At 72.6% G+C, this 19,081-nt stretch carries 14 protein-coding genes and 1 pseudogene; 13 read left to right on the top strand and 2 right to left on the bottom strand.

The window, feature by feature from the left end; translation table 11 throughout:
• The first annotated feature begins 139 nt into the window (after positions 1-139).
• A complete protein-coding gene (locus tag ABD198_RS16865) occupies positions 140-1,078 on the top strand; it encodes a beta-ketoacyl-ACP synthase III (RefSeq protein ID WP_344001960.1) in 939 nt (312 codons plus the stop codon).
• Between the two features lie 30 nt (positions 1,079-1,108).
• Here the strand turns inward: ABD198_RS16865 and ABD198_RS16860 are convergent, their stop codons facing one another.
• Together ABD198_RS16860 and ABD198_RS16855 are read right to left on the bottom strand one after the other, a co-directional pair.
• Positions 1,109-1,390 carry a hypothetical protein gene (locus ABD198_RS16860; protein ID WP_344001957.1) on the bottom strand — a complete coding sequence of 94 codons (282 nt, stop codon included), beginning with the start codon at positions 1,388-1,390 and terminating at the stop codon, positions 1,109-1,111.
• Positions 1,365-1,592 (bottom strand): annotated as a pseudogene (locus ABD198_RS16855) (serine/threonine protein kinase); the annotation flags it as partial. The gene ABD198_RS16860 and the pseudogene ABD198_RS16855, both read right to left, overlap by 26 nt.
• A 333-nt stretch (positions 1,593-1,925) precedes the next feature.
• Between ABD198_RS16855 and ABD198_RS16850 the strand changes: the two are divergent.
• From ABD198_RS16850 to ABD198_RS16795, 12 genes are all read left to right on the top strand, one after another.
• The gene (locus ABD198_RS16850) at positions 1,926-3,107 is read left to right on the top strand and encodes an ROK family protein (protein WP_344001954.1); all 1,182 of its coding nucleotides are present in this window, start codon (positions 1,926-1,928) and stop codon (positions 3,105-3,107) included.
• 276 nt (positions 3,108-3,383) lie between these two features.
• The gene (locus ABD198_RS16845) at positions 3,384-4,901 is read left to right on the top strand and encodes a sugar ABC transporter ATP-binding protein (protein WP_344001951.1); all 1,518 of its coding nucleotides are present in this window, start codon (positions 3,384-3,386) and stop codon (positions 4,899-4,901) included.
• Positions 4,898-5,920: an ABC transporter permease gene (locus ABD198_RS16840; RefSeq protein ID WP_344001949.1), complete on the top strand. Its 1,023-nt coding sequence runs from the start codon at positions 4,898-4,900 to the stop codon at positions 5,918-5,920. Before ABD198_RS16845 ends, ABD198_RS16840 begins: the two co-directional genes overlap by 4 nt.
• Positions 5,921-5,937: 17 nt before the next feature.
• Positions 5,938-6,990, top strand: coding sequence for a substrate-binding domain-containing protein (locus tag ABD198_RS16835; protein WP_344001946.1), 1,053 nt, complete (start codon positions 5,938-5,940; stop codon positions 6,988-6,990).
• A gap of 238 nt (positions 6,991-7,228) precedes the next feature.
• Complete coding sequence (locus tag ABD198_RS16830) at positions 7,229-8,437, top strand: Gfo/Idh/MocA family protein (protein WP_344001943.1); 1,209 nt, start codon at positions 7,229-7,231, stop codon at positions 8,435-8,437.
• A gap of 15 nt (positions 8,438-8,452) precedes the next feature.
• On the top strand, positions 8,453-9,451 hold the full coding sequence (locus tag ABD198_RS16825) for a sugar phosphate isomerase/epimerase family protein (RefSeq protein ID WP_344001940.1): 999 nt from the start codon (positions 8,453-8,455) through the stop codon (positions 9,449-9,451).
• Positions 9,452-9,725: 274 nt separating this feature from the next.
• Positions 9,726-13,439 carry a ThuA domain-containing protein gene (locus ABD198_RS16820; RefSeq protein ID WP_344001937.1) on the top strand — a complete coding sequence of 1,238 codons (3,714 nt, stop codon included), beginning with the start codon at positions 9,726-9,728 and terminating at the stop codon, positions 13,437-13,439.
• A gap of 146 nt (positions 13,440-13,585) precedes the next feature.
• Positions 13,586-14,773, top strand: coding sequence for an inositol-3-phosphate synthase (locus ABD198_RS16815; RefSeq protein ID WP_344001934.1), 1,188 nt, complete (start codon positions 13,586-13,588; stop codon positions 14,771-14,773).
• Entirely contained in the window at positions 14,770-16,419 is a 1,650-nt protein-coding gene (locus ABD198_RS16810) for a UbiA family prenyltransferase (protein WP_344001931.1), read from the top strand. Before ABD198_RS16815 ends, ABD198_RS16810 begins: the two co-directional genes overlap by 4 nt.
• Positions 16,416-17,354 carry a sugar phosphate isomerase/epimerase family protein gene (locus ABD198_RS16805; protein ID WP_344001928.1) on the top strand — a complete coding sequence of 313 codons (939 nt, stop codon included), beginning with the start codon at positions 16,416-16,418 and terminating at the stop codon, positions 17,352-17,354. Before ABD198_RS16810 ends, ABD198_RS16805 begins: the two co-directional genes overlap by 4 nt.
• Positions 17,351-18,232, top strand: a complete 882-nt coding sequence (locus ABD198_RS16800) for an EboA domain-containing protein (protein ID WP_344001925.1) — start codon at positions 17,351-17,353, stop codon at positions 18,230-18,232. Before ABD198_RS16805 ends, ABD198_RS16800 begins: the two co-directional genes overlap by 4 nt.
• Positions 18,232-19,080 (top strand): TatD family hydrolase, encoded by an 849-nt coding sequence (locus ABD198_RS16795; protein ID WP_344001922.1) that lies wholly within the window; start codon positions 18,232-18,234, stop codon positions 19,078-19,080. Before ABD198_RS16800 ends, ABD198_RS16795 begins: the two co-directional genes overlap by 1 nt.
• Position 19,081: the final 1 nt, after the last annotated feature.

Genomic DNA, 19,081 nt, shown 5'->3' with positions numbered 1-19,081 from the left:
GGGGAACGGACGGCCGTCGGCGGATACACGGAAGCCGACAAGGGGGGCACCCGATTCCTGTCGCTTCACCTGCCCTCGTACTGGTCGGTCACTGATCAGACTGGTGAATCGCGTTACCGACTGACAGGGGGGACCGCCCATGACCGGCTCGCGTATCAGCGCCGTCGGCCACTACCAGCCCGCCCGGGTGCTCACCAACGAGGAGCTCGCGGGCATGGTCGACACCAGCGACGCGTGGATCACGAGCCGGGTGGGCATCCGCACCCGCCACATCGCCGGCCCCGACGAGCCGGTCGACGAACTGGCCGCGCACGCCGCCGCCAAGGCACTGGCGGCGGCCGGCCGCGCCCCCGCCGACATCGACCTCGTCGTCGTCGCCACTTCCACGGCGATCGACCGCTCGCCGAACATGGCCGCCCGGGTCGCGGCCCGCCTCGGCATCCCCGGCCCCGCCGCGCTGGACGTGAACGTGGTGTGCGCCGGGTTCCCGCACGCGCTGGCGACCGCGGACCACGCCCTGCGCGCCGGTGCGGCGCAGAGGGCGCTGGTGATCGGCGCCGACAAGATGTCCGACGTCACGGACTGGACCGACCGCACCACCTGCGTGCTCGTCGGTGACGGGGCGGGCGCCGCCGTCGTGGAGGCCGCCGAGGAGGCGGGCATCGGACCGGTGCTGTGGGGTTCGGTGCCCGAGATGGGGAACGCGGTGCGGATCGAGGGGACGCCGCCCCGGTTCGCGCAGGAGGGACAGAGCGTCTACCGCTGGGCGACCACCCGGCTGCCGTCCATCGCCCGCCAGGTCTGCGAGAAGGCGGGCATGGCACCGGAGGACCTCGCCGGCGTCGTGCTGCACCAGGCGAACCTGCGCATCATCGAACCCCTCGCGGCCAAGCTGGGCGCGGTCAACGCCGTGGTCGCCCGCGACGTCACCGACTCCGGGAACACCTCGGCCGCGTCCATCCCGCTGGCGCTCTCCAAGCTGGTCGAGCGGGGCGAGCTGACCACCGGCGACCCGGTCCTGCTGTTCGGCTTCGGCGGCAATCTGTCCTACGCGGGGCAGGTCGTCCGCTGCCCCTGACGCACCGGGCCGGGCGTCGCGGGCTCCGGGTCAGGGGCAGTCGTAGGTGAGCTCCGTCCGGGCCGACGGGCCGGCGGGGGAGACGAACCGCAGCTCGGCGTGGGCCTGGTAGCGGCCCTTCCCCTCGAAGGTCCACAGCAGGTGCAGCCGTACCCGGGCCTGACCCTGCGCCAGGTCCTCGCGCAGCACACCGGAGGACGTGCCGTCGCTGCGGATCCAGCGGTAGGTGAGAGTGCCCGGGCGGCCGTCGGTGGTGACCGTGGCGACGAGGTCGGCGGTGCCGTCCCACGTACTCGTACAGCCCGGCGACATGGGGGCTGTCCAGGCCGGCGAGCAGCCGTGCCTCCGCGCGGAAGTCCCGCACGAAGTCCGGGCGGCTGCGCAGGGACTCGCTGAGGTACTTCACCGCGACGGGGACGCCGGTCCCCTCGTGGAGGGCGAGGACGACCCGCCCGCTCGCCCCGGACCCGAGTTCCAGCGATTCGGTGTATCCGGGCACCGTCCATGTGCTCATCGGTCTCTCCCCGGGGCCGGTGGTCGCCCGGAGGCCTCACGCACTCCGCGGCACCCGCCCCTCGCGACCTCAGACACTTATCCGGTTCGCACGGTTGCGGGTGTGGGCGTACTCACCCGTACCGGCCCGTAGTTCGCGGGCTTCCGCCCGGACGGGCCGGGCCACGTCCCCAGTCTTTGTCCTGTGAGTGGAAAAAGTGGGGCCCAATTCCTGCGAGACTTCTTCCCACCCTCGGCAGCCGCTGCTACGTTCCCTCCGAAAGCAAGCGCCACGCAGGTGGCCGGAATCCGGTGCACACCAGCCGATCGAGGCGGGGAGGGGCTCGTGAGACGTATGACGGCGCGACCCGCGAACGCCCATCAGGCCCGGCTGCTGAAGCTGTTGCGGGACGGCGGCCCCAACTCCCGGGCTCAGCTGGGCGACCAGGTCGACCTGTCACGGTCGAAGCTGGCCGTGGAGGTGGACCGGCTCCTGGAGACGGAGCTGGTGGTCGCCGACGGGCTCGCGGCATCGCGCGGCGGCCGCCGGTCGCACAACATCCGCCTCAACCCGCATCTGCGGTTCCTCGGCGTCGACATCGGCGCGACCTCCATAGACGTCGCCGTCACCAACGCCGAACTGGAGATCCTCGGGCACATCAACCAGCCCATGGACGTCCGGGAGGGGCCGGTCGCGGTCTTCGAGCAGGTGCTGTCCATGGCCGCCAAGCTCAAGGCGTCCGGACTCGCCGAGGGCTTCGACGGCGCCGGCATCGGCGTCCCCGGACCGGTGCGCTTCCCCGAGGGCGTCCCGGTGGCCCCGCCGATCATGCCCGGCTGGGACGGCTTCCCCGTGCGGGAGGCGCTCAGCCAGGAACTCGGCTGCCCGGTCATGGTCGACAACGACGTGAACCTGATGGCGATGGGCGAGCAGCACGCCGGAGTCGCCCGCACCGTCGCCGACTTCCTCTGCGTCAAGATCGGCACCGGCATAGGCTGCGGCATCGTCGTCGGCGGTGAGGTCTACCGCGGCACGACGGGCAGCGCCGGCGACATCGGGCACATCCAGGCGGTGCCCGACGGCCACCCGTGCGCCTGCGGCAACCGGGGCTGCCTGGAGGCCCACTTCTCCGGCGCCGCCCTCGCCCGCGACGCGCTGGAGGCCGCCCAGCAGAACCGGTCACCGGAACTCGCCGCCCGGCTGGAGAACAACGGCACGCTCACCGCCGTCGACGTCGCCGCGGCGGCCGCCGCCGGGGACGCCACCTCCCTCGACCTGATCCGCGAGGGCGGCAACCGCACCGGCCAGGTCATCGCCGGCCTGGTCAGCTTCTTCAACCCGGGCCTGGTGGTGATCGGCGGCGGGGTGACCGGCCTCGGCCACACCCTGCTCGCCGCCATCCGCACCCAGGTCTACCGCCAGTCGCTGCCGCTGGCGACCGGCAACCTGCCCATCGTCCTCGGCGAGCTGGGCCCCACCGCCGGAGTCATCGGCGCGGCCCGGCTCATCAGCGACCACCTGTTCTCGCCCGCGTAAGCGGGCACCGCACCACGGCCGGCCCGGCCGGCACCGCGCAGCACCACCACCGCACGTCCCCCCACGCCGCTCCGTCCTGCCCTGACGACGTTCTACCGAGCACGCCCGCAACGTCCGACCGAGCACCGCAACGCCCGACCGAGCACCACAGAGCACGCAGACAACGTCCGACCGAGCACCACAGAGCACGCAGACAACGTCCGACCGAGCACGCCGGCACCGTTCCACCGAGCACGCCCTGACACCGGCCCGAACGTCCGCCGAGGGGAAGTCCGCATGGCACCCGAACCACCGCTGCTCAGCATGTCCGGCATCACCAAGTCGTTCCCGGGAGTCCGGGCCCTGGACGGCGTCGACCTCGACGTCCAGGCCGGCGAGGTGCACTGCCTGCTGGGCCAGAACGGCGCCGGCAAGTCCACCCTGATCAAGGTGCTGGCCGGTGCCCACCAGCCCGACACCGGCATCATCCGCTGGCGCGGCGAGGAGGTGACGCTGCGTTCCCCGATCGCCGCCATGCGCCTCGGCATCGCCACCATCTACCAGGAACTCGACCTGGTGGAGCACATGTCGGTCGCCGAGAACGTGCACCTCGGCCACGAACCCACCGCCGCCGGCTTCGTCGTCCGCGGCAGGGCCGCACGGGAGGCGACCGCGAAGCTGCTCAAGCGGCTCGGGCATCCGGAGATCGATCCCGCCCGGCTGGTGGGGGAGTTGTCCGCCGCGCAGCAGCAGATCGTGTCCATGGCGCGGGCGCTCTCCCACGACGTGCGGCTGATCGTGATGGACGAGCCGTCCGCCGCCCTGGACCCGGACGAGGTCGACAACCTCTTCCGCATCGTCGGCGACCTCACCGCCGACGGAGTCGCAGTCGTCTACATCTCCCACCGGCTGGAGGAGATCCGGCGCATCGGCGACCGGGTGACGGTGCTGAAGGACGGCCGGGCGGTGGTCATCGGACTGCCCGCGAAGTCGACGCCCACCCGCGAGGTGGTGTCGCTGATGACCGGCCGCAACGTGGAGTACGTCTTCCCCGAGCGGCCCGCCTCCGCCCCCGGGACCGCCCCCGTGCTCACCGTCGAGAACCTCTCCCGGCAGGGGGAGTTCGAGCCGCTCGGCCTCCAGGTGCGGGCCGGGGAGATCGTCGGGCTGGCCGGGCTGGTCGGCTCGGGACGCTCCGAGATCCTGGAGACGATCTACGGCGCCCGCCGCCCCGACACCGGCCGGGTCCTCGTCGACGGCAAGCCGCTCAGACCCGGCAGCGTCCGCGCCGCCGTGCGCGCCGGGGTGGGACTGGCCCCCGAGGAACGCAAGGCGCAGGCGCTGCTGATGCTGGAGTCCGTCACCCGCAATGTGTCGGTCTCCTCCATGTCCCGCTTCTCGCGCGCCGGCTGGATCGACCGCGGCGCCGAACTCGGCGCGGCCCGCGCCGCCACCCGCGAGCTGTCCCTGCGCCCCGACAACCCGAACGTGCCCGTGCGCACCCTGTCCGGCGGCAACCAGCAGAAGGCCGTGCTCGCCCGCTGGCTGCTGCGCGGCTGCCGGGTGCTGCTGCTGGACGAACCCACCCGCGGCGTCGACGTCGGCGCCCGCGCCGAACTGTACGCGGTGGTCCGCCGATTGGCGGACGAGGGCCTCGCCGTGCTGCTGGTCTCCAGCGAGGTCCCCGAGGTGCTCGGCCTCGCCGACCGCGTGCTGGTGCTGCGCGAGGGACGGGTCGTCCACACTGCCCCCGCCCGTGAGCTCGACGAACACCGTGTACTCGACCTGGTCATGGAAGGAAGCCCGGCGTCATGACGCAGCCCGTCTCCCCGCCGCGGGACGACAGAACCGGCAAGGTCCGGCCGGCCGGCCAGGCGCCCGCCTGGCGCGCCGTGTGGTCCCGCGCCGACGTCCGCACCCTGTCGCTGCTCGGCGTGCTCGCCGTGCTCGTGCTGATCGGCGGCATCACCAAACCGGACGAGTTCCTCGACACCCGCAATCTGCAGCTCGTCCTCACCCAGGCGTCCGTCATCGGCGTGGTCACCGTCGGCATGACCTTCGTCATCACCTCCGGCGGCATCGACCTGTCGGTCGGCGCGATCGTCGCCCTCGCCTCGGTGTGGGCCACCACCGTGGCCACCCAGGAGTACGGGTTCGGCGGCATCCTGTTCACCTCGATCGCGGTCGGCGTCGGCTGCGGACTGGTCAACGGGGTGCTCATCGCCTACGGAGGCATGGTCCCGTTCATCGCCACACTGGCGATGCTCGCCTCGGCCCGGGGTCTCGCCCTGCAGATCACCGAGGGACGCACCCAGGTCGTCACCGTCCCCAGCGTCCTCGACCTCGGCGAACGCGACGCCTATGTGCTCGGCATCCCGCCGCTGGTGCTGGTGTTCGGCGTGGTCACCGTCATCGGCTGGCTGCTGCTGAACCGGACCACCTTCGGCCGCCGCACCGTCGCCGTCGGCGGCAACGCGGAGGCCGCCCGGCTGGCCGGCATCGACGTCCGCCGCCAGCGGCTCTACCTCTACCTGCTGTCCGGGCTGTGCTGCGGCATCGCGGCCTTCCTGCTGATCGTCCTGTCCGGCTCCGGTCAGAACACCAACGGCAACCTCTACGAACTCGACGCCATCGCCGCCGCGATCATCGGCGGCACCCTGCTCACCGGGGGCCGCGGCACCATCGTCGGCTCCGTCCTCGGCGTCCTGATCTTCACCACCATCACCAACATCTTCGCCCTGAACAACCTGCAGAGCGACGTCCAGCAGATCGCCAAGGGAGCGATCATCGTCGCCGCCGTGCTGGTCCAGCGCCGTACCGCGAGCACGACCTGAGGAAAGGGTTCACCGCCATGCCAGAGCACATGCCCTTCGCGAGCCGCAGAGGTCTCCTGTTCGGAGCCGCCGCCGTGTCCGCCGGTGCCTTCCTCACCGGGTGCACGAGCAACGAGCCCAGTGAAAAGGACGAGCCGGCCGCGAACGACCAGCCCGCCGCCGACGACAAGCCCGGCAAGCCGGTCACCATCGGCTTCGCCGGACCCCAGGCCGACCACGGCTGGCTCAACGCCATCAACGAAAACGCCAAGAAGCGCGCCGAGAAGTACTCCGACGTCACCCTGGAGATCACCGAGGGCTCCAACGACACCGCCCAGCAGATCGGCCAGATCGAGACCCTGATCAACAAGAAGGTCGACGTCCTGGTGATCCTGCCCGCCGACGGCAAGGCGCTCACCCAGGTCGGACTCAAGGCGATGCGGGCCGGCATACCGGTGATCAACCTGGACCGCATCTTCAACTCCCCGCAGGCCTACCGCTGCTGGATCGGCGGCGACAACTACGGTATGGGCCTGAACGCCGGCCACTACATCGGCGAGAAGCTCAAGGACAAGAAGAACGCCCGGGTCATCGAACTCGCCGGCCTGGACAACCTGGAGCTCACCAAGCAGCGCACCCAGGGCTTCGACGACGCCCTGAAGAACTACCCCAACATCAAGAAGGTCGCCCGCCAGGCCGCCGAGTTCACCGTCGAGTCCGGCCAGGCCAAGATGGCCCAGCTGCTCCAGGCGCAGCCCGAGTTCGACGCCCTGTGGAACCACGACGACGACCAGGGCGTGGGCGCGCTGCGCGCCATCGAGCAGGCAGGGCGAGACGACTTCCTCATGGTCGGCGGCGCCGGCGCGCTCTCCGCCTTCCAGGCCATCAAGGCCGACAACGGGGTGCTCAAGGCCACCGTCCTGTATCCGCCGACGATGGCCGCCTCCGCGATCGACCTCGCCCGCGCCCTCGGCCAGAGCAAGGGCGTCGGCGGCCTCGCCGAGTACGAGATCCCGGCGTCGATCACCCTCTACTCGGCCGTCGTCGACAAGACCAACGTCGACCAGTACATGTCCACCGGTTTCAAGTAGGAGCCCCGGCCCACGGGCCTGACCAGCCCACCGGGCGGGGCCCGCCCCGGGAGACGGTGTGCGGCCCGCGCCGGTGAGCCGCCGGCGCACCACGCGAGCCGCGCACACCCCCTGGGGCCTGTCTGCCGGCCCCCGCCCGCCCTGCGAGGGCCGCCCTCCGGGCGGACACGGGGGCGCGTCAGACGGACCCGGGCGGGGAGCCGTCCCCGCCCGACACGACGACGAGGAGGACATCCGCATGGCACAGCCGCAAGCGTCAGCAGGGGCGGACACGGGGAAGCCGCCGCTGCGTGTCGGCATGGTCGGCTACGCGTTCATGGGCGCCGCCCACTCCCAGGGATGGCGCACCGCGGGCCGCGTCTTCGACCTGCCGCTGAGCCCCCAACTGGCCGTGATCTGCGGCCGGAACGCCGACGCCGTGCAAGCGGCGGCCGACCGGCACGGCTGGGCGGCGACCGAGACCGAATGGCGTGCCCTGGTGGAGCGCGACGACGTCGACCTCGTCGACATCTGCACGCCGGGCGACAGCCACGCCGAGATCGCGCTGGCCGCCCTCGCCGCCGGCAAGCACGTGCTGTGCGAGAAACCCCTCGCCAACACCGTCGCCGAGGCGGAGGAGATGGCCCGCGCCGCGGAGGAGGCCGCCGGGCGCGGCCAGGTGGCGATGGTCGGCTTCAACTACCGCCGCGTCCCGGCCACCGCACTGGCCCGGCGGATGGTGGCCGAGGGCCGCATCGGCACCCTGCGCCACGTACGGGTGAGCTACCTTCAGGACTGGCTGGTCGACCCGCAGTTCCCGCTGACCTGGCGGCTGCGTCGCGAGCAGGCCGGCTCCGGCTCGCTCGGCGACCTCGGGGCGCACATCGTGGACCTGGCCCAGCACGTGGCGGGCGAGCACCTGGCGGGCGTGTCCGCCCTCACCGAGACCTTCGTCAGGGAACGCCCGCTGCCCACCGCGCCCAGCAGCGGCCTCGCCGCCGTCTCCGCCGCCGGCACCGGGCAGGTCACCGTCGACGACGCCGCCGTGTTCACCGCCCGCTTCGCCTCCGGCGCCGTCGCCACCTTCGAGGCCACCCGGTATGCCACCGGTCACAAGAACGCCCTGCGCCTGGAGCTCAACGGCGACCGCGGATCCCTCGCCTTCGACCTGGAGCGGCTCAACGAGCTGGAGTACCACGACGGCACCGAACCGGGCACGCACTCCGGCTTCCGCCGCATCCTGGTCACCGAACCCGACCACCCCTACCTGGAGGCCTGGTGGCCGCCGGGCCACGGACTCGGCTACGAGCACACCTTCGTGCACCAGGCCCGCGACCTGGTCCACGCGGTCGCCGACGGGCGCACGCCCGAACCCTCCTTCGCCGACGGGCTGCAGGTGCAGCGCGTGCTGGCGGCGGTGGAGGAGAGCGCCCAGAAGAACTCCGTCTACACACCGATCGCCGCCTGAGAGGACGGATTTCAGATGCCGCGCAACTTCACCCTGTTCACCGGCCAGTGGGCCGACCTGCCGCTCGAGGAGGTCTGCCGGCTCGCCCGCGACTTCGGCTACGACGGCCTCGAACTCGCCTGCTGGGGCGACCACTTCGAGGTGGACAAGGCCCTCGCCGACCCCGGCTACGTCGACTCCCGCCACCAGCTCCTGGACAAGTACGGCCTGAAGTGCTGGGCGATCTCCAACCACCTGGTCGGGCAGGCCGTGTGCGACGCCATCATCGACGAACGCCACCAGGGCATCCTGCCCGCCGACATCTGGGGCGACGGTGACCCGGAGGGTGTGCGGCAGCGGGCCGCGGCCCGCATGAAGGACACCGCCCGGGCGGCAGCCCGGTTCGGGGTGGACACCGTCATCGGCTTCACCGGCTCGGCCATCTGGCACCTGGTCGCCATGTTCCCGCCCGCGCCCGAGTCGATGATCGAGCGCGGCTACCAGGACTTCGCCGACCGCTGGAACCCGATCCTCGACGTCTTCGACGCCGAGGGCGTGCGCTTCGCCCACGAGGTGCATCCCAGCGAGATCGCCTACGACTACTGGACCACCCAGCGGGCGCTCGAGGCCGTGGACCACCGCCCCGCCTTCGGCCTCAACTTCGACCCCTCGCACTTCGTCTGGCAGGACCTCGACCCGGTCGGCTTCCTGTGGGACTTCCGCGACCGGATCTACCACGTCGACTGCAAGGAGGCCCGCAAGCGCCTTGACGGCCGCAACGGCCGCCTCGGCTCGCACCTGCCCTGGGGCGACCCGCGGCGCGGCTGGGACTTCGTCTCCGCCGGGCACGGCGACGTCCCCTGGGAGGACGTCTTCCGTATGCTGCGCTCCATCGGCTACGAGGGCCCGGTCTCCGTGGAGTGGGAGGACGCCGGCATGGACCGGCTCCAGGGAGCGCCCGAGGCGCTGCGCCGCCTGAAGGCGTTCGACTTCGAGCCGCCCTCCACTTCCTTCGACGCCGCCTTCAACAGCTGATCCGCAGCCCGGACTCGGGGACCGGACGCGCCGCCGGTCCCCGGTCCGGCCTGCCCTGATGCCGCCTTTGTCCTGCGTTGGGAAAAAGTTCAACCGACTCCGTTGGACGGGGTGTTGGTTCCGAACGAAGGCGGCTACCGTCCTGAGGTGTCCCGGTCCTTGGGGTGTCCAGGACATACCCGCTCTCCGGGGTGACGGCGCACCCCGGCGCCCGCACGCAACGCACGTCTTCGCACCCATCCCGTACGGCCCATCCCGTTCCCGGAGGGATCTCGTGCACAGAAGCAGACTCAGAGGCAGAACACCCGCGAGGCGCCACCGGCTTCGCACCCCCCTCGCCCTGTTCACCGGCCTCCTGCTGGCCGTGGGCACCCCGGCGGCCGTCGCCGGAGCCCAGCCGGCCGCAGAGCCGGCCGCCGCCGAAGGGCGGTTCCAGCAGGTGCCGCTCGCCAAGGGCGAGCCCGAGATGGGCGAGCCCATGTCGCTCGCCGTGCTCCCGGACCGCAGCGTCCTGCACACCTCACGCGACGGCACCCTGCGCCTGACCGACGCGGGCGGCACCACCAAGGTCGCCGGCCGGCTCGACGTCTACAGCCACGACGAGGAAGGCCTCCAGGGCGTCGGCGTCGACCCCGACTTCGAGAAGAACCGGGCGATCTACCTCTACTACGCCCCGCCGCTCGACACCCCCGCGGGCGACGCCCCGGAGACCGGCACCGCCGAGGACTTCAAGAAGTTCGACGGCGTCAACCGCCTCTCCCGCTTCGTCCTCAAGCCCAACGGCACCCTGGACCTGGACAGCGAGAAGAAGATCCTCGACGTCCCCGCCTCCCGCGGCATCTGCTGCCACGTCGGCGGCGACATCGACTTCGACGCCGACGGAAACCTCTACCTGTCCACCGGCGACGACACCAACCCCTTCGCCTCCGACGGCTACACCCCGATCGACGAGCGGGACAACCGCAACCCCGCCTTCGACGCCCGCCGCAGCTCCGGCAACACCAACGACCTGCGCGGCAAGATCCTGCGCATCAAGGTCGCCGAGGACGGCTCCTACACCATCCCCGACGGCAACCTCTTCCCGCCGGGCACCGACAAGACCCGTCCCGAGATCTACGCGATGGGCTTCCGCAACCCGTTCCGGATGAGCGTCGACGAGAAGACCGGCGTCGTCTACGTCGGCGACTACGGCCCCGACGCCGGCGCCGCCGACCCCGAGCGCGGCCCCGGCGGCCAGGTCGAGTTCGCCCGCATCACCAAGCCCGGCAACTACGGCTGGCCCTTCTGCACGGGCGACAACGACCCTTACGTCGACTACGACTTCGCCACCAAGGCCTCCGGCGAGACGTTCGACTGCGACGCGCCCAAGAACACCTCGCGGCACAACACCGGCCTGGTCGACCTGCCGCCCGCCCAGCCCGCCTGGATCCCCTACGACGGCGGCAGCGTGCCCGAGTTCGGCACCGGCTCCGAGTCCCCGATGGCCGGGCCCGTCTACCACTACGACCCCGAGCTGGACTCCTCCGTGAAGTTCCCCGAGGAGTTCGACGGCGACTTCTTCGCCGGTGAGTTCGGCCGCCGGTGGATCAAGCGGATCGAGCAGACCGCCGACGGGACCGTCGAGAAGATCAACGACTTCCCGTGGACCGGCACCCAGATCATGGACATGGAGTTCGGCCCCGACGGCGCCCTCTACGTCCTCGACTACGGGCTGTCCTGGTTCCAGGGCGACGAGAACTCCGCGCTCTACCGGATCGAGAACGCCGAGGACGGCTTCTCCCCGATCGTCGAGGTCAGCGCCGACAAGACCTCCGGAGCGGCCGGCCTGAAGGTCGCCTTCACCGCCACCGCCAAGGACGCCGACTCCCCGGACCTCACCTACAGCTGGGACTTCGGCGACGGCACCAAGGGCGAGGGCCTCAACCCCACCCACCGCTACAAGAAGGTCGGCACCTACACCGCGACCTTCACCGCCAAGGACCCCGAGGGCAACACCGGCAACGCCAGCGTGCGCATCGTCGTCGGCAACACCGAGCCCACGGTGAAGATCGACGTGCCGGGCAACGGCAGCATGGCCGCCTTCGGTGAGCCGGTCCCGTTCAAGGTGACCGTCACCGACCCCGAGGAGAAGGCCGACTGCTCCAAGGTCAAGGTCGTCTACAGCCTCGGCCACGACTCCCACGCCCACGAGCTGACCAGCGAGACGGGCTGTGAGGGCACCCTCAAGCCGCCGCCCGGCGACGGCGGGCACGACCCCAACGCCAACATCTACGGCGTCGTCGGCGCCGCCTACACCGACGGCGGCGCCAACGGCCAGGAGGCCCTGACCGGCACCGCACGCGCCGTGCTCCAGCCGCTGCACCGCCAGGCCGAGCACTTCGGTAAGCAGCACGGCGTCTCCGTCATCGGCAAGCCCGCCGCCCACGGCGGCAAGACCGTCGGCAACGTCCACGACGGCGACTGGATCTCCTTCACCCCGTACCGGTTCGACGGGCAGAAGAAGATGACCGTGCGGGCCTCCTCCGGCGGCACGGGGGGCTTCATCGAACTGCGCACCGGATCCCCCGACGGCACGCTGCACGGCTCCGCGTACATCCCGCCGACCGGCAGCTGGGAGACCTTCCAGGACATCGACGTGCCGCTGCGGGCCCTGCCCAAGCGCACCACGGAGATCTACCTGGTCTTCAAGGGCGGCGAGGGCGCGCTGTTCGACGTGGACGACTTCGAGTTCTCCAACCAGGCGTTCAAGAACGGCAAGAAGGTCCTGGTCTTCTCCAAGACCGCCGGCTTCCGCCACGACTCCATCCCGGACGGCATCGCCGCGCTGAAGGAACTGGGCGGCCCCGCCGGCATCACCGTCGACGCCACCGAGGAGGCCGGGCAGTTCACCACGGCCAACCTCGCCAAGTACGACGCGGTCGTCTTCCTCTCCACCACCGGCGACGTGCTCAACGCCGAGCAGCAGAAGGCGTTCGAGAACTACGTCGCGGGCGGAGGCGGCTACATGGGCATCCACGCCGCCGCCGACACCGAGTACGACTGGGAGTTCTACGGCGGCCTCGTCGGCGCCTGGTTCGAGTCGCACCCGGCCATCCAGAAGGCCACCGTGCGGGTCGAGAACCACGACCACCCGGCCACCGCGCACCTCGGCGACGCCTGGGAGCGCACCGACGAGTGGTACAACTACCGCACCAACCCGCGGGAGAAGGCCCGCGTCCTCGCCACCCTCGACGAAACCACCTACCAGGGCGGCACCATGAAGGGCGACCACCCGATCGCCTGGTGCCAGAACTACGGCGGCGGCCGCTCCTTCTACACCGGCGGCGGCCACACCAAGGAGTCCTACGCCGAGGAGGCCTTCCGCGCCCATCTGCTCGGCGGCCTGCAGTACGCCACCGGACAGATCAAGGCCGACTGCAAGCCGGACAAGGGCTACCGGAAGATCTTCAACGGCCACACCCTGGACGGCTGGAAGCAGGCCGGGCCCGGCAGGTTCGTCGTCAAGGACGGCGGCGTGATGGAGTCCGAGGGCGGCATGGGCCTGCTCTGGTACCAGGCCAAGGAGCTGGGCTCGTACTCCCTCAAGCTCGACTGGAAGATGGCCGGCGACGACAACTCCGGTGTCTTCGTGGGCTTCCCCGCATCCGACGACCCCTGGTCGGCGGTGAACAAGGGCTACGAGATCCAGATCGACGCGACCGACGCACCCGACCGGACCACCGGCGCGATCTACTCCTTCAAGTCGGCCGACATCAAGGTCCGCGACCAGGTGCTCAGGCCGCCCGGCCAGTGGAACTCCTACGAGATCAAGGTCACCGGTGAACGCATCCAGGTCTTCCTCAACGGAGCGAAGATCAACGACTTCACCAACACCGATCCCGAACGGAGCCTGAAGGACGGCTACATCGGCCTGCAGAACCACGGCCAGGACGACCAGGTCTCCTTCCGCAACATCCTGCTCAAGGAACTGCCTGCCAAGGGCGACTAGACGGGCGGCGGGCGGAGGACGCCGGACCTCCGCCCGACGTCCCGCCGGGCGAAGGGCACCGGTCGTCGCACCGGGGCCCTCCGCCCGGCCCCCGCACCCCGCTTCCGGCGCTCGCACCCGGTTCGCGTACGACAAGGAGGCTGCCCATGTCCGCCGAACCGTCCCTCCCCACCGCCCCCCGCACCGGCCGGCGCTACGGCGTCTGGCTCATCGGCGCCCGCGGCTCCGTCGCCACCACCGCGATCGCCGGCTGCGCCGCGGTCACCGCCGGGCTCCACCCGCCGACCGGCATGGTCACCGAGACCCCGCCCTTCACCTCGTCCGGCCTGCCATCGTTGTCGTCCCTCGTCTTCGGCGGCCACGACACCGTCGACTGCCCGCTGCCCAAGCGGGCCGAACACCTCGCCGCAGGGGGAGTCCTGCCGCACGGCCTGCCCACGGCGGTGCACGCGGAACTCGCCGCCGCCGACCGGGAGATCCGGGTCGGAGGACCCGGACCGGGCGGTGCGGTGTCCGGCGGGACCGTGCCGGGCGGAGCCGCATCCAGCGGGGACCGCACCCAGGAGGAGTGGACGGAGACCTTCGCCGAGGACATCCGAGACTTCGTGCGCCGCAACGGCCTCGCCGGAGCCGTCGTGGTGAACGTCGCCTCCACCGAACCCGCCCCCACCGACGACACCCTCCCGCCCAGCTCCCTCTACGCCGCCGCCGCGCTGCGCGCCGGCTGCCCCTACGCCAACTTCACCCCCTCCACCGGCCTGCACCACCCGGCACTGGCCGAGCTCGCCGCCTCCTCCGGCCTGCCCTACGCGGGCCGCGACGGCAAGACCGGCCAGACCCTGCTGCGCTCCGTGCTCGGCCCGATGTTCGCCCAGCGTGCCCTCGCGGTACGCGCCTGGTCCGGCACCAACCTGCTGGGCGGCGGAGACGGCGCGGCCCTCGCCGACCCGGCCGCCGCGGCGGCGAAGAACTCCGGCAAGGAACGCGTCCTCGCCGACACCCTCGGCGCCGCCCCGCAGGGCGAGGTCCACATCGACGACGTGCCCGCGCTCGGCGACTGGAAGACCGCCTGGGACCACATCGCCTTCGACGGCTTCCTCGGCGCCCGGATGGTCCTGCAGACCACCTGGCAGGGGTGCGACTCCGCGCTCGCCGCACCCCTCGTCCTGGACCTGGCCCGCCTGATGCTGCGCGCCCGGGAAGCCGGCCTGACCGGTCCCCGTCCGGAGCTGGGCTTCTACTTCAAGGACCCGGACGCGGGCGCCGCCTCGGCACTCGGCGAGCAGTACGCCGCGCTGCTGGACTTCGCGGCCCGGCTGCGGAGCGGCATATGAGCACTGGCGGCACCTCCGCGCTGCGCGCCTGGGCCGAACTGCTGCGCCTGCCCGCCCTGTTCTCCGTCCCCGGGGACGCCCTCGCGGGCGCCGCCGCCATCGGCGTGCGCCCCGGGCGCGGCACGCTGCTCGCCATCGGCTCCTCCCTGTGCCTGTACGAGGCCGGCATGGCCCTCAACGACTGGGCGGACCGCGCGGAGGACGCGGTGGACCGCCCCCACCGCCCCATCCCGTCCGGCCGCATCCGCCCCGCCGCCGCCCTGACCGCGGCAACGGCCTTCACCGCCGCCGGGGTGGCCCTCGCCCACCGCGCCGGCCGCACCCCGGGCGCCCTGGCAGCAGCCCTGGCCACGACCGTCTGGGCCTACGACCTGCACCTCAAACACACCCCCGCAGGCCCCGCAGCCATGGGCACGGCCCGCGCCCTCGACGTACTCCTGGGAGCAGCGGCAACGGCTGGTGGGCACAGGGCGGCATCCGCGAGCGGGGAAGCGGCGGGGCACCGGCCCGGTGCTGGGGCGTCGCGCGCCCCGATCACGGCATCACCGGCGGCTCCGGCAGGCCCGGCGTCAATCGCCCCGCGCACGGCTGGGGGAGCGGGGCCGAGGGCTGGACGCACGCTGCCATCGCGGTCGGCTCCGGGCGCCCTCACGGCGACGGTCGGGCGTGCGCTGGGAGGCGCCCGCGGCGCCGGCGTTGTGCCGGCCGCGGCACGCGCCGGGGCCGAGCAGTCGGGGCGCCTGGGCAGGGCGGCCACGGCGGACCGGGCGTCCGTTGCCGCGCGCATCGTTGAGGCAGCGGTCTCCCGCAGTGGCCGCGTACGACCTCCACGCTCGCCTCGGGGCGCACTCGTGTCGGCGGTCCGTCGTGGGCTGGTTGCAGCACGCGGCGCCCTCGTTCCGCCTGCCACGACCGGCGGTCGCGCACGGTTCTCGCGCTCGGCTCGCAGCGCACTCGCGGCGGTGGCCGGACGCGTGTCGGGAGGCGCATCCGGCGTCCGCCTGCTGCCCGGAGCGGCAGACGCCGGGGCCGAGCAGTCGGGGCGCCTGGGCAGGGCGGCCACCGCGGTGTCGGCCGGGGCGGGCACCCTCGCCGCCGTGACGGCAGGGACCGCCCGGCCGGGGGGCAGCCGGTCCGCACGCCGGGCGCGGCTCGGCGGCACCGTGGCCTCAGGGCTGCCGTCGGGGGGAGCAGTGGCCGCAGGTCCTACCCGCCCCGCCCGTCCCGTGAGCCTCCGCGCCGCTCTCCCCGCGGCTCTCGCCATGGCCGCCCACACCACCGCGGTCACCTTCGTCTCCCGCAACGAGACGACCGGCGGTACGCCGCTCGCCCCCGCCGCCGCTCTCGCGGCCACCGCGACTCTGACCACCCGGCTTCTCAAGCCCCCGGCAGGCCGAGGCGGAGCAGCCCCCCTCGGCCTGCCGGGACCCATCGTGTACGCGGCGACCGCGGCCCGCCCGTTGTTCCATGCCGCCCTCAACCCGTCGCCGCCCCTGACCCAGCGGGCGGTCGGGGCAGGGATCCGGGCGATGATCCCGCTGCAGGCCGCCCTCGCCGCCCGCGCCGGCGCCCCCGGCTCCGCCCTGGCCACCGCCGCACTGGCCCCTCTCGCGCGGCGCTTCGCCCGGAAGGTGAGCGTGACATGAGCCCACAGACCGACCACACCCCTTGGCGCTGGGGCTACGGCACCAACGGCCTCGCCGACCTCCGGCTCGACGACGCCCTCGCCCTCCTCGCCGACCTCGGCTACGACGGCGTGGGCCTCACCCTCGACCACATGCACCTGGACCCGCTGGCCCCGGACTTGGCGGACCGCACCCGGCGCGTCGCGCACCGCCTCCAGGAGCTGGGGCTGGGCGTCACCGTCGAGACCGGCGCTCGGTACGTCCTCGACCCGCGCCGCAAGCACGGGCCTTCGCTGCTCGACCCGGATCCCGACGACCGTGCCCGCCGCACCGATCTGCTGCTCCGGGCCGTCCAGGTCGCCGCCGACCTCGGCGCGCACGCCGTGCACTGCTTCAGCGGGGTGCTCCCCGAGGGCACGGACGAGGACACCGCCTGGAAACGCCTCACCGACGCCCTCGCCCCCGTGCTCGACGCCGCCGGCACGGCCGGCGTCCCGCTCGCCGTCGAACCCGAACCCGGTCATCTCCTCGCCACCCTCGCCGACTTCCACCATCTGCGCCGTCTGCTCGGCGACCCCGAGCCGCTCGGCCTGACCCTGGACATCGGGCACTGCCAGTGCCTCGAACCCCTGCCGCCCGCGGACTGCGTCCGCGAGGCCGCACCCTGGCTGCGGCACGTCCAGATCGAGGACATGCGCCGCGGTGTCCACGAGCATCTGCCCTTCGGCGACGGCGAGATCGACTTCCCGCCCGTGCTCGCCGCCCTCGCCGACACCGGCTACCGGGGACTGACGGTCGTGGAGCTGCCCCGCCACTCCCACGCGGGCCCCCAGCACGCCGCTCACTCCCTCCCGTTCCTGCGGCGCGCCGCCGCCCAGGCCACGGCCTCGACCGCGCCGGCCGCCCCGTCCCACGGCGATCCCTCCGCCACCCCCGAAGGGAGCACCACCTCATGAACCACCCGCACGGCACCCCCGCGACCCCGGAGGCAGGCACCACCGGCGACCACGGGACCCCGAACACCCCGGACACCCCGGACACTCCCGCGGCCGACGGCACCACACCCGCGAGCCCCGCCGACACCAGCGCGAACGGCAACCGGGCCGGCGGCAAGGGCGACACCGGCGGCGGCCCAGCCCGCGAGGGGAACACCCCGGGCACCGAGGCACCCCTGCCCCACCCGGCCCATACCCCGCCCGCCGAACTGCGCGACCAGCTCGCCACCCGCCTCGGCGAAACCGCCCGGAGCTGGTTCGAGCAGGCGCTCGCGGAGGCCGCCGCCCACCCCGGCAGACATGGCCCCATCTCGGTGTGGGAGCTGCGCCTCGCGGAGGCCGGCCGGCGCTGCGGCCCGGCGAACGCCGACGCCGTCCGCGTCCTCATCCTGCACGCCGCCCGCGCCGGCACCGACGCGCTGACCCGGGTCTACTTCCAGGGCACCGCCGACGAACGCCGCGCCGTACTGCACGCCCTGCCGCATCTGGTGACCGGCCCCGACGCCCTCCCGCTCGTCGAGGACGCCCTGCGCACCAACGACACCCGGCTCCTCGCCGCCGCCCTCGGCCCGTACGCCGCCCGGCACCTGGACGCCCACGCCTGGCGGCACGCGGTGCTCAAGTGCCTGTTCACCGGCGTGCCGGTGGACCACGTGGCCGACCTGGAGCGGCGCGCGAGCGGGGACGCCGAACTCGCCCGCATGCTCCGCGACTACGCCGCGGAGCGCACCGCGGCGGGCCGCCCCGTCCCGGACGATCTGCACCGTGTGCTGGCCCTGACCGAGTCCGCCGCCGTCCCGGACCGGGAGGCGGACACCCCCCACGGCAAGGAGTCCTGATGCGCATCTTCGACCCCCACATCCACATGACCTCGCGCACCACCGACGACTACGAGGCCATGTACGCCGCCGGCGTCCGCGCCGTCGTCGAACCCTCCTTCTGGCTCGGCCAGCCCCGCACCTCCCCGGCCTCCTTCCTCGACTACTTCGACTCCCTCCTCGGCTGGGAACCCTTCCGTGCCGCCCAGTACGGCATCGCCCACCACTGCACCCTCGCCCTCAACCCCAAGGAGGCCAACGACCCCCGCTGCACCCCCGTCCTCGACGAACTGCCCCGGTATCTCGTCAAGGACAAGGTGGTCGCCGTCGGCGAGATCGGCTACGACTCCATGACCCCCGCCGAGGACACCGCCCTTGCCGCCCAGCTGCAGCTCGCCGCCGACCACGGCCTGCCCGCCCTGGTGCACACCCCGCACCGCGACAAGCTCGCCGGACTGCGCCGCACCCTCGACGTGGTCCGCGAGTCCGCCCTGCCCATGGACCGGGTGCTGGTCGACCACCTCAACGAGACCACCGTCAAGGAGGCCAGGGACAGCGGCTGCTGGCTCGGCTTCTCCGTCTATCCCGACACCAAGATGGACGAGAAGCGGATGGCCGCCATCCTGCGCACCTACGGAACCGAACGCGTCCTGGTCAACTCCGCCGCCGACTGGGGCAGGAGCGACCCCCTGAAGACCCGAAAGGTCGCCGACCTGATGCTCGCCGAGGGCTTCACCGAGGACGACGTCGACCAGGTGATGTGGCGCAACCCCGTCGCCTTCTACGGGCTCAGCGGCCGCCTCGACCTCGAGGTCACCGGCACCGGCGCCACCCACGAGGGCAACTCCATCCTGCGCGGCGGGGAGTGAC

The organism is Streptomyces thermocarboxydovorans, assembly GCF_039524635.1.
In the GTDB taxonomy this organism is placed as follows: domain Bacteria; phylum Actinomycetota; class Actinomycetes; order Streptomycetales; family Streptomycetaceae; genus Streptomyces; species Streptomyces thermocarboxydovorans.
The sequence above is the reverse complement of the archived record's forward strand: the minus strand, read 5'-3'. Positions and strand labels throughout refer to the sequence as shown.

Coding starts and splice junctions, on each gene's coding strand:
- ABD198_RS16865 (WP_344001960.1), top strand. CDS start 140: ATGACCGGCTCGCGTATCAGCGCCGTCGGCCACTACCAGCCCGCCCGG.
- ABD198_RS16860 (WP_344001957.1), bottom strand. CDS start 1,390: ATGTCGCCGGGCTGTACGAGTACGTGGGACGGCACCGCCGACCTCGTC.
- ABD198_RS16850 (WP_344001954.1), top strand. CDS start 1,926: ATGACGGCGCGACCCGCGAACGCCCATCAGGCCCGGCTGCTGAAGCTG.
- ABD198_RS16845 (WP_344001951.1), top strand. CDS start 3,384: ATGGCACCCGAACCACCGCTGCTCAGCATGTCCGGCATCACCAAGTCG.
- ABD198_RS16840 (WP_344001949.1), top strand. CDS start 4,898: ATGACGCAGCCCGTCTCCCCGCCGCGGGACGACAGAACCGGCAAGGTC.
- ABD198_RS16835 (WP_344001946.1), top strand. CDS start 5,938: ATGCCAGAGCACATGCCCTTCGCGAGCCGCAGAGGTCTCCTGTTCGGA.
- ABD198_RS16830 (WP_344001943.1), top strand. CDS start 7,229: ATGGCACAGCCGCAAGCGTCAGCAGGGGCGGACACGGGGAAGCCGCCG.
- ABD198_RS16825 (WP_344001940.1), top strand. CDS start 8,453: ATGCCGCGCAACTTCACCCTGTTCACCGGCCAGTGGGCCGACCTGCCG.
- ABD198_RS16815 (WP_344001934.1), top strand. CDS start 13,586: ATGTCCGCCGAACCGTCCCTCCCCACCGCCCCCCGCACCGGCCGGCGC.
- ABD198_RS16810 (WP_344001931.1), top strand. CDS start 14,770: ATGAGCACTGGCGGCACCTCCGCGCTGCGCGCCTGGGCCGAACTGCTG.
- ABD198_RS16805 (WP_344001928.1), top strand. CDS start 16,416: ATGAGCCCACAGACCGACCACACCCCTTGGCGCTGGGGCTACGGCACC.
- ABD198_RS16800 (WP_344001925.1), top strand. CDS start 17,351: ATGAACCACCCGCACGGCACCCCCGCGACCCCGGAGGCAGGCACCACC.
- ABD198_RS16795 (WP_344001922.1), top strand. CDS start 18,232: ATGCGCATCTTCGACCCCCACATCCACATGACCTCGCGCACCACCGAC.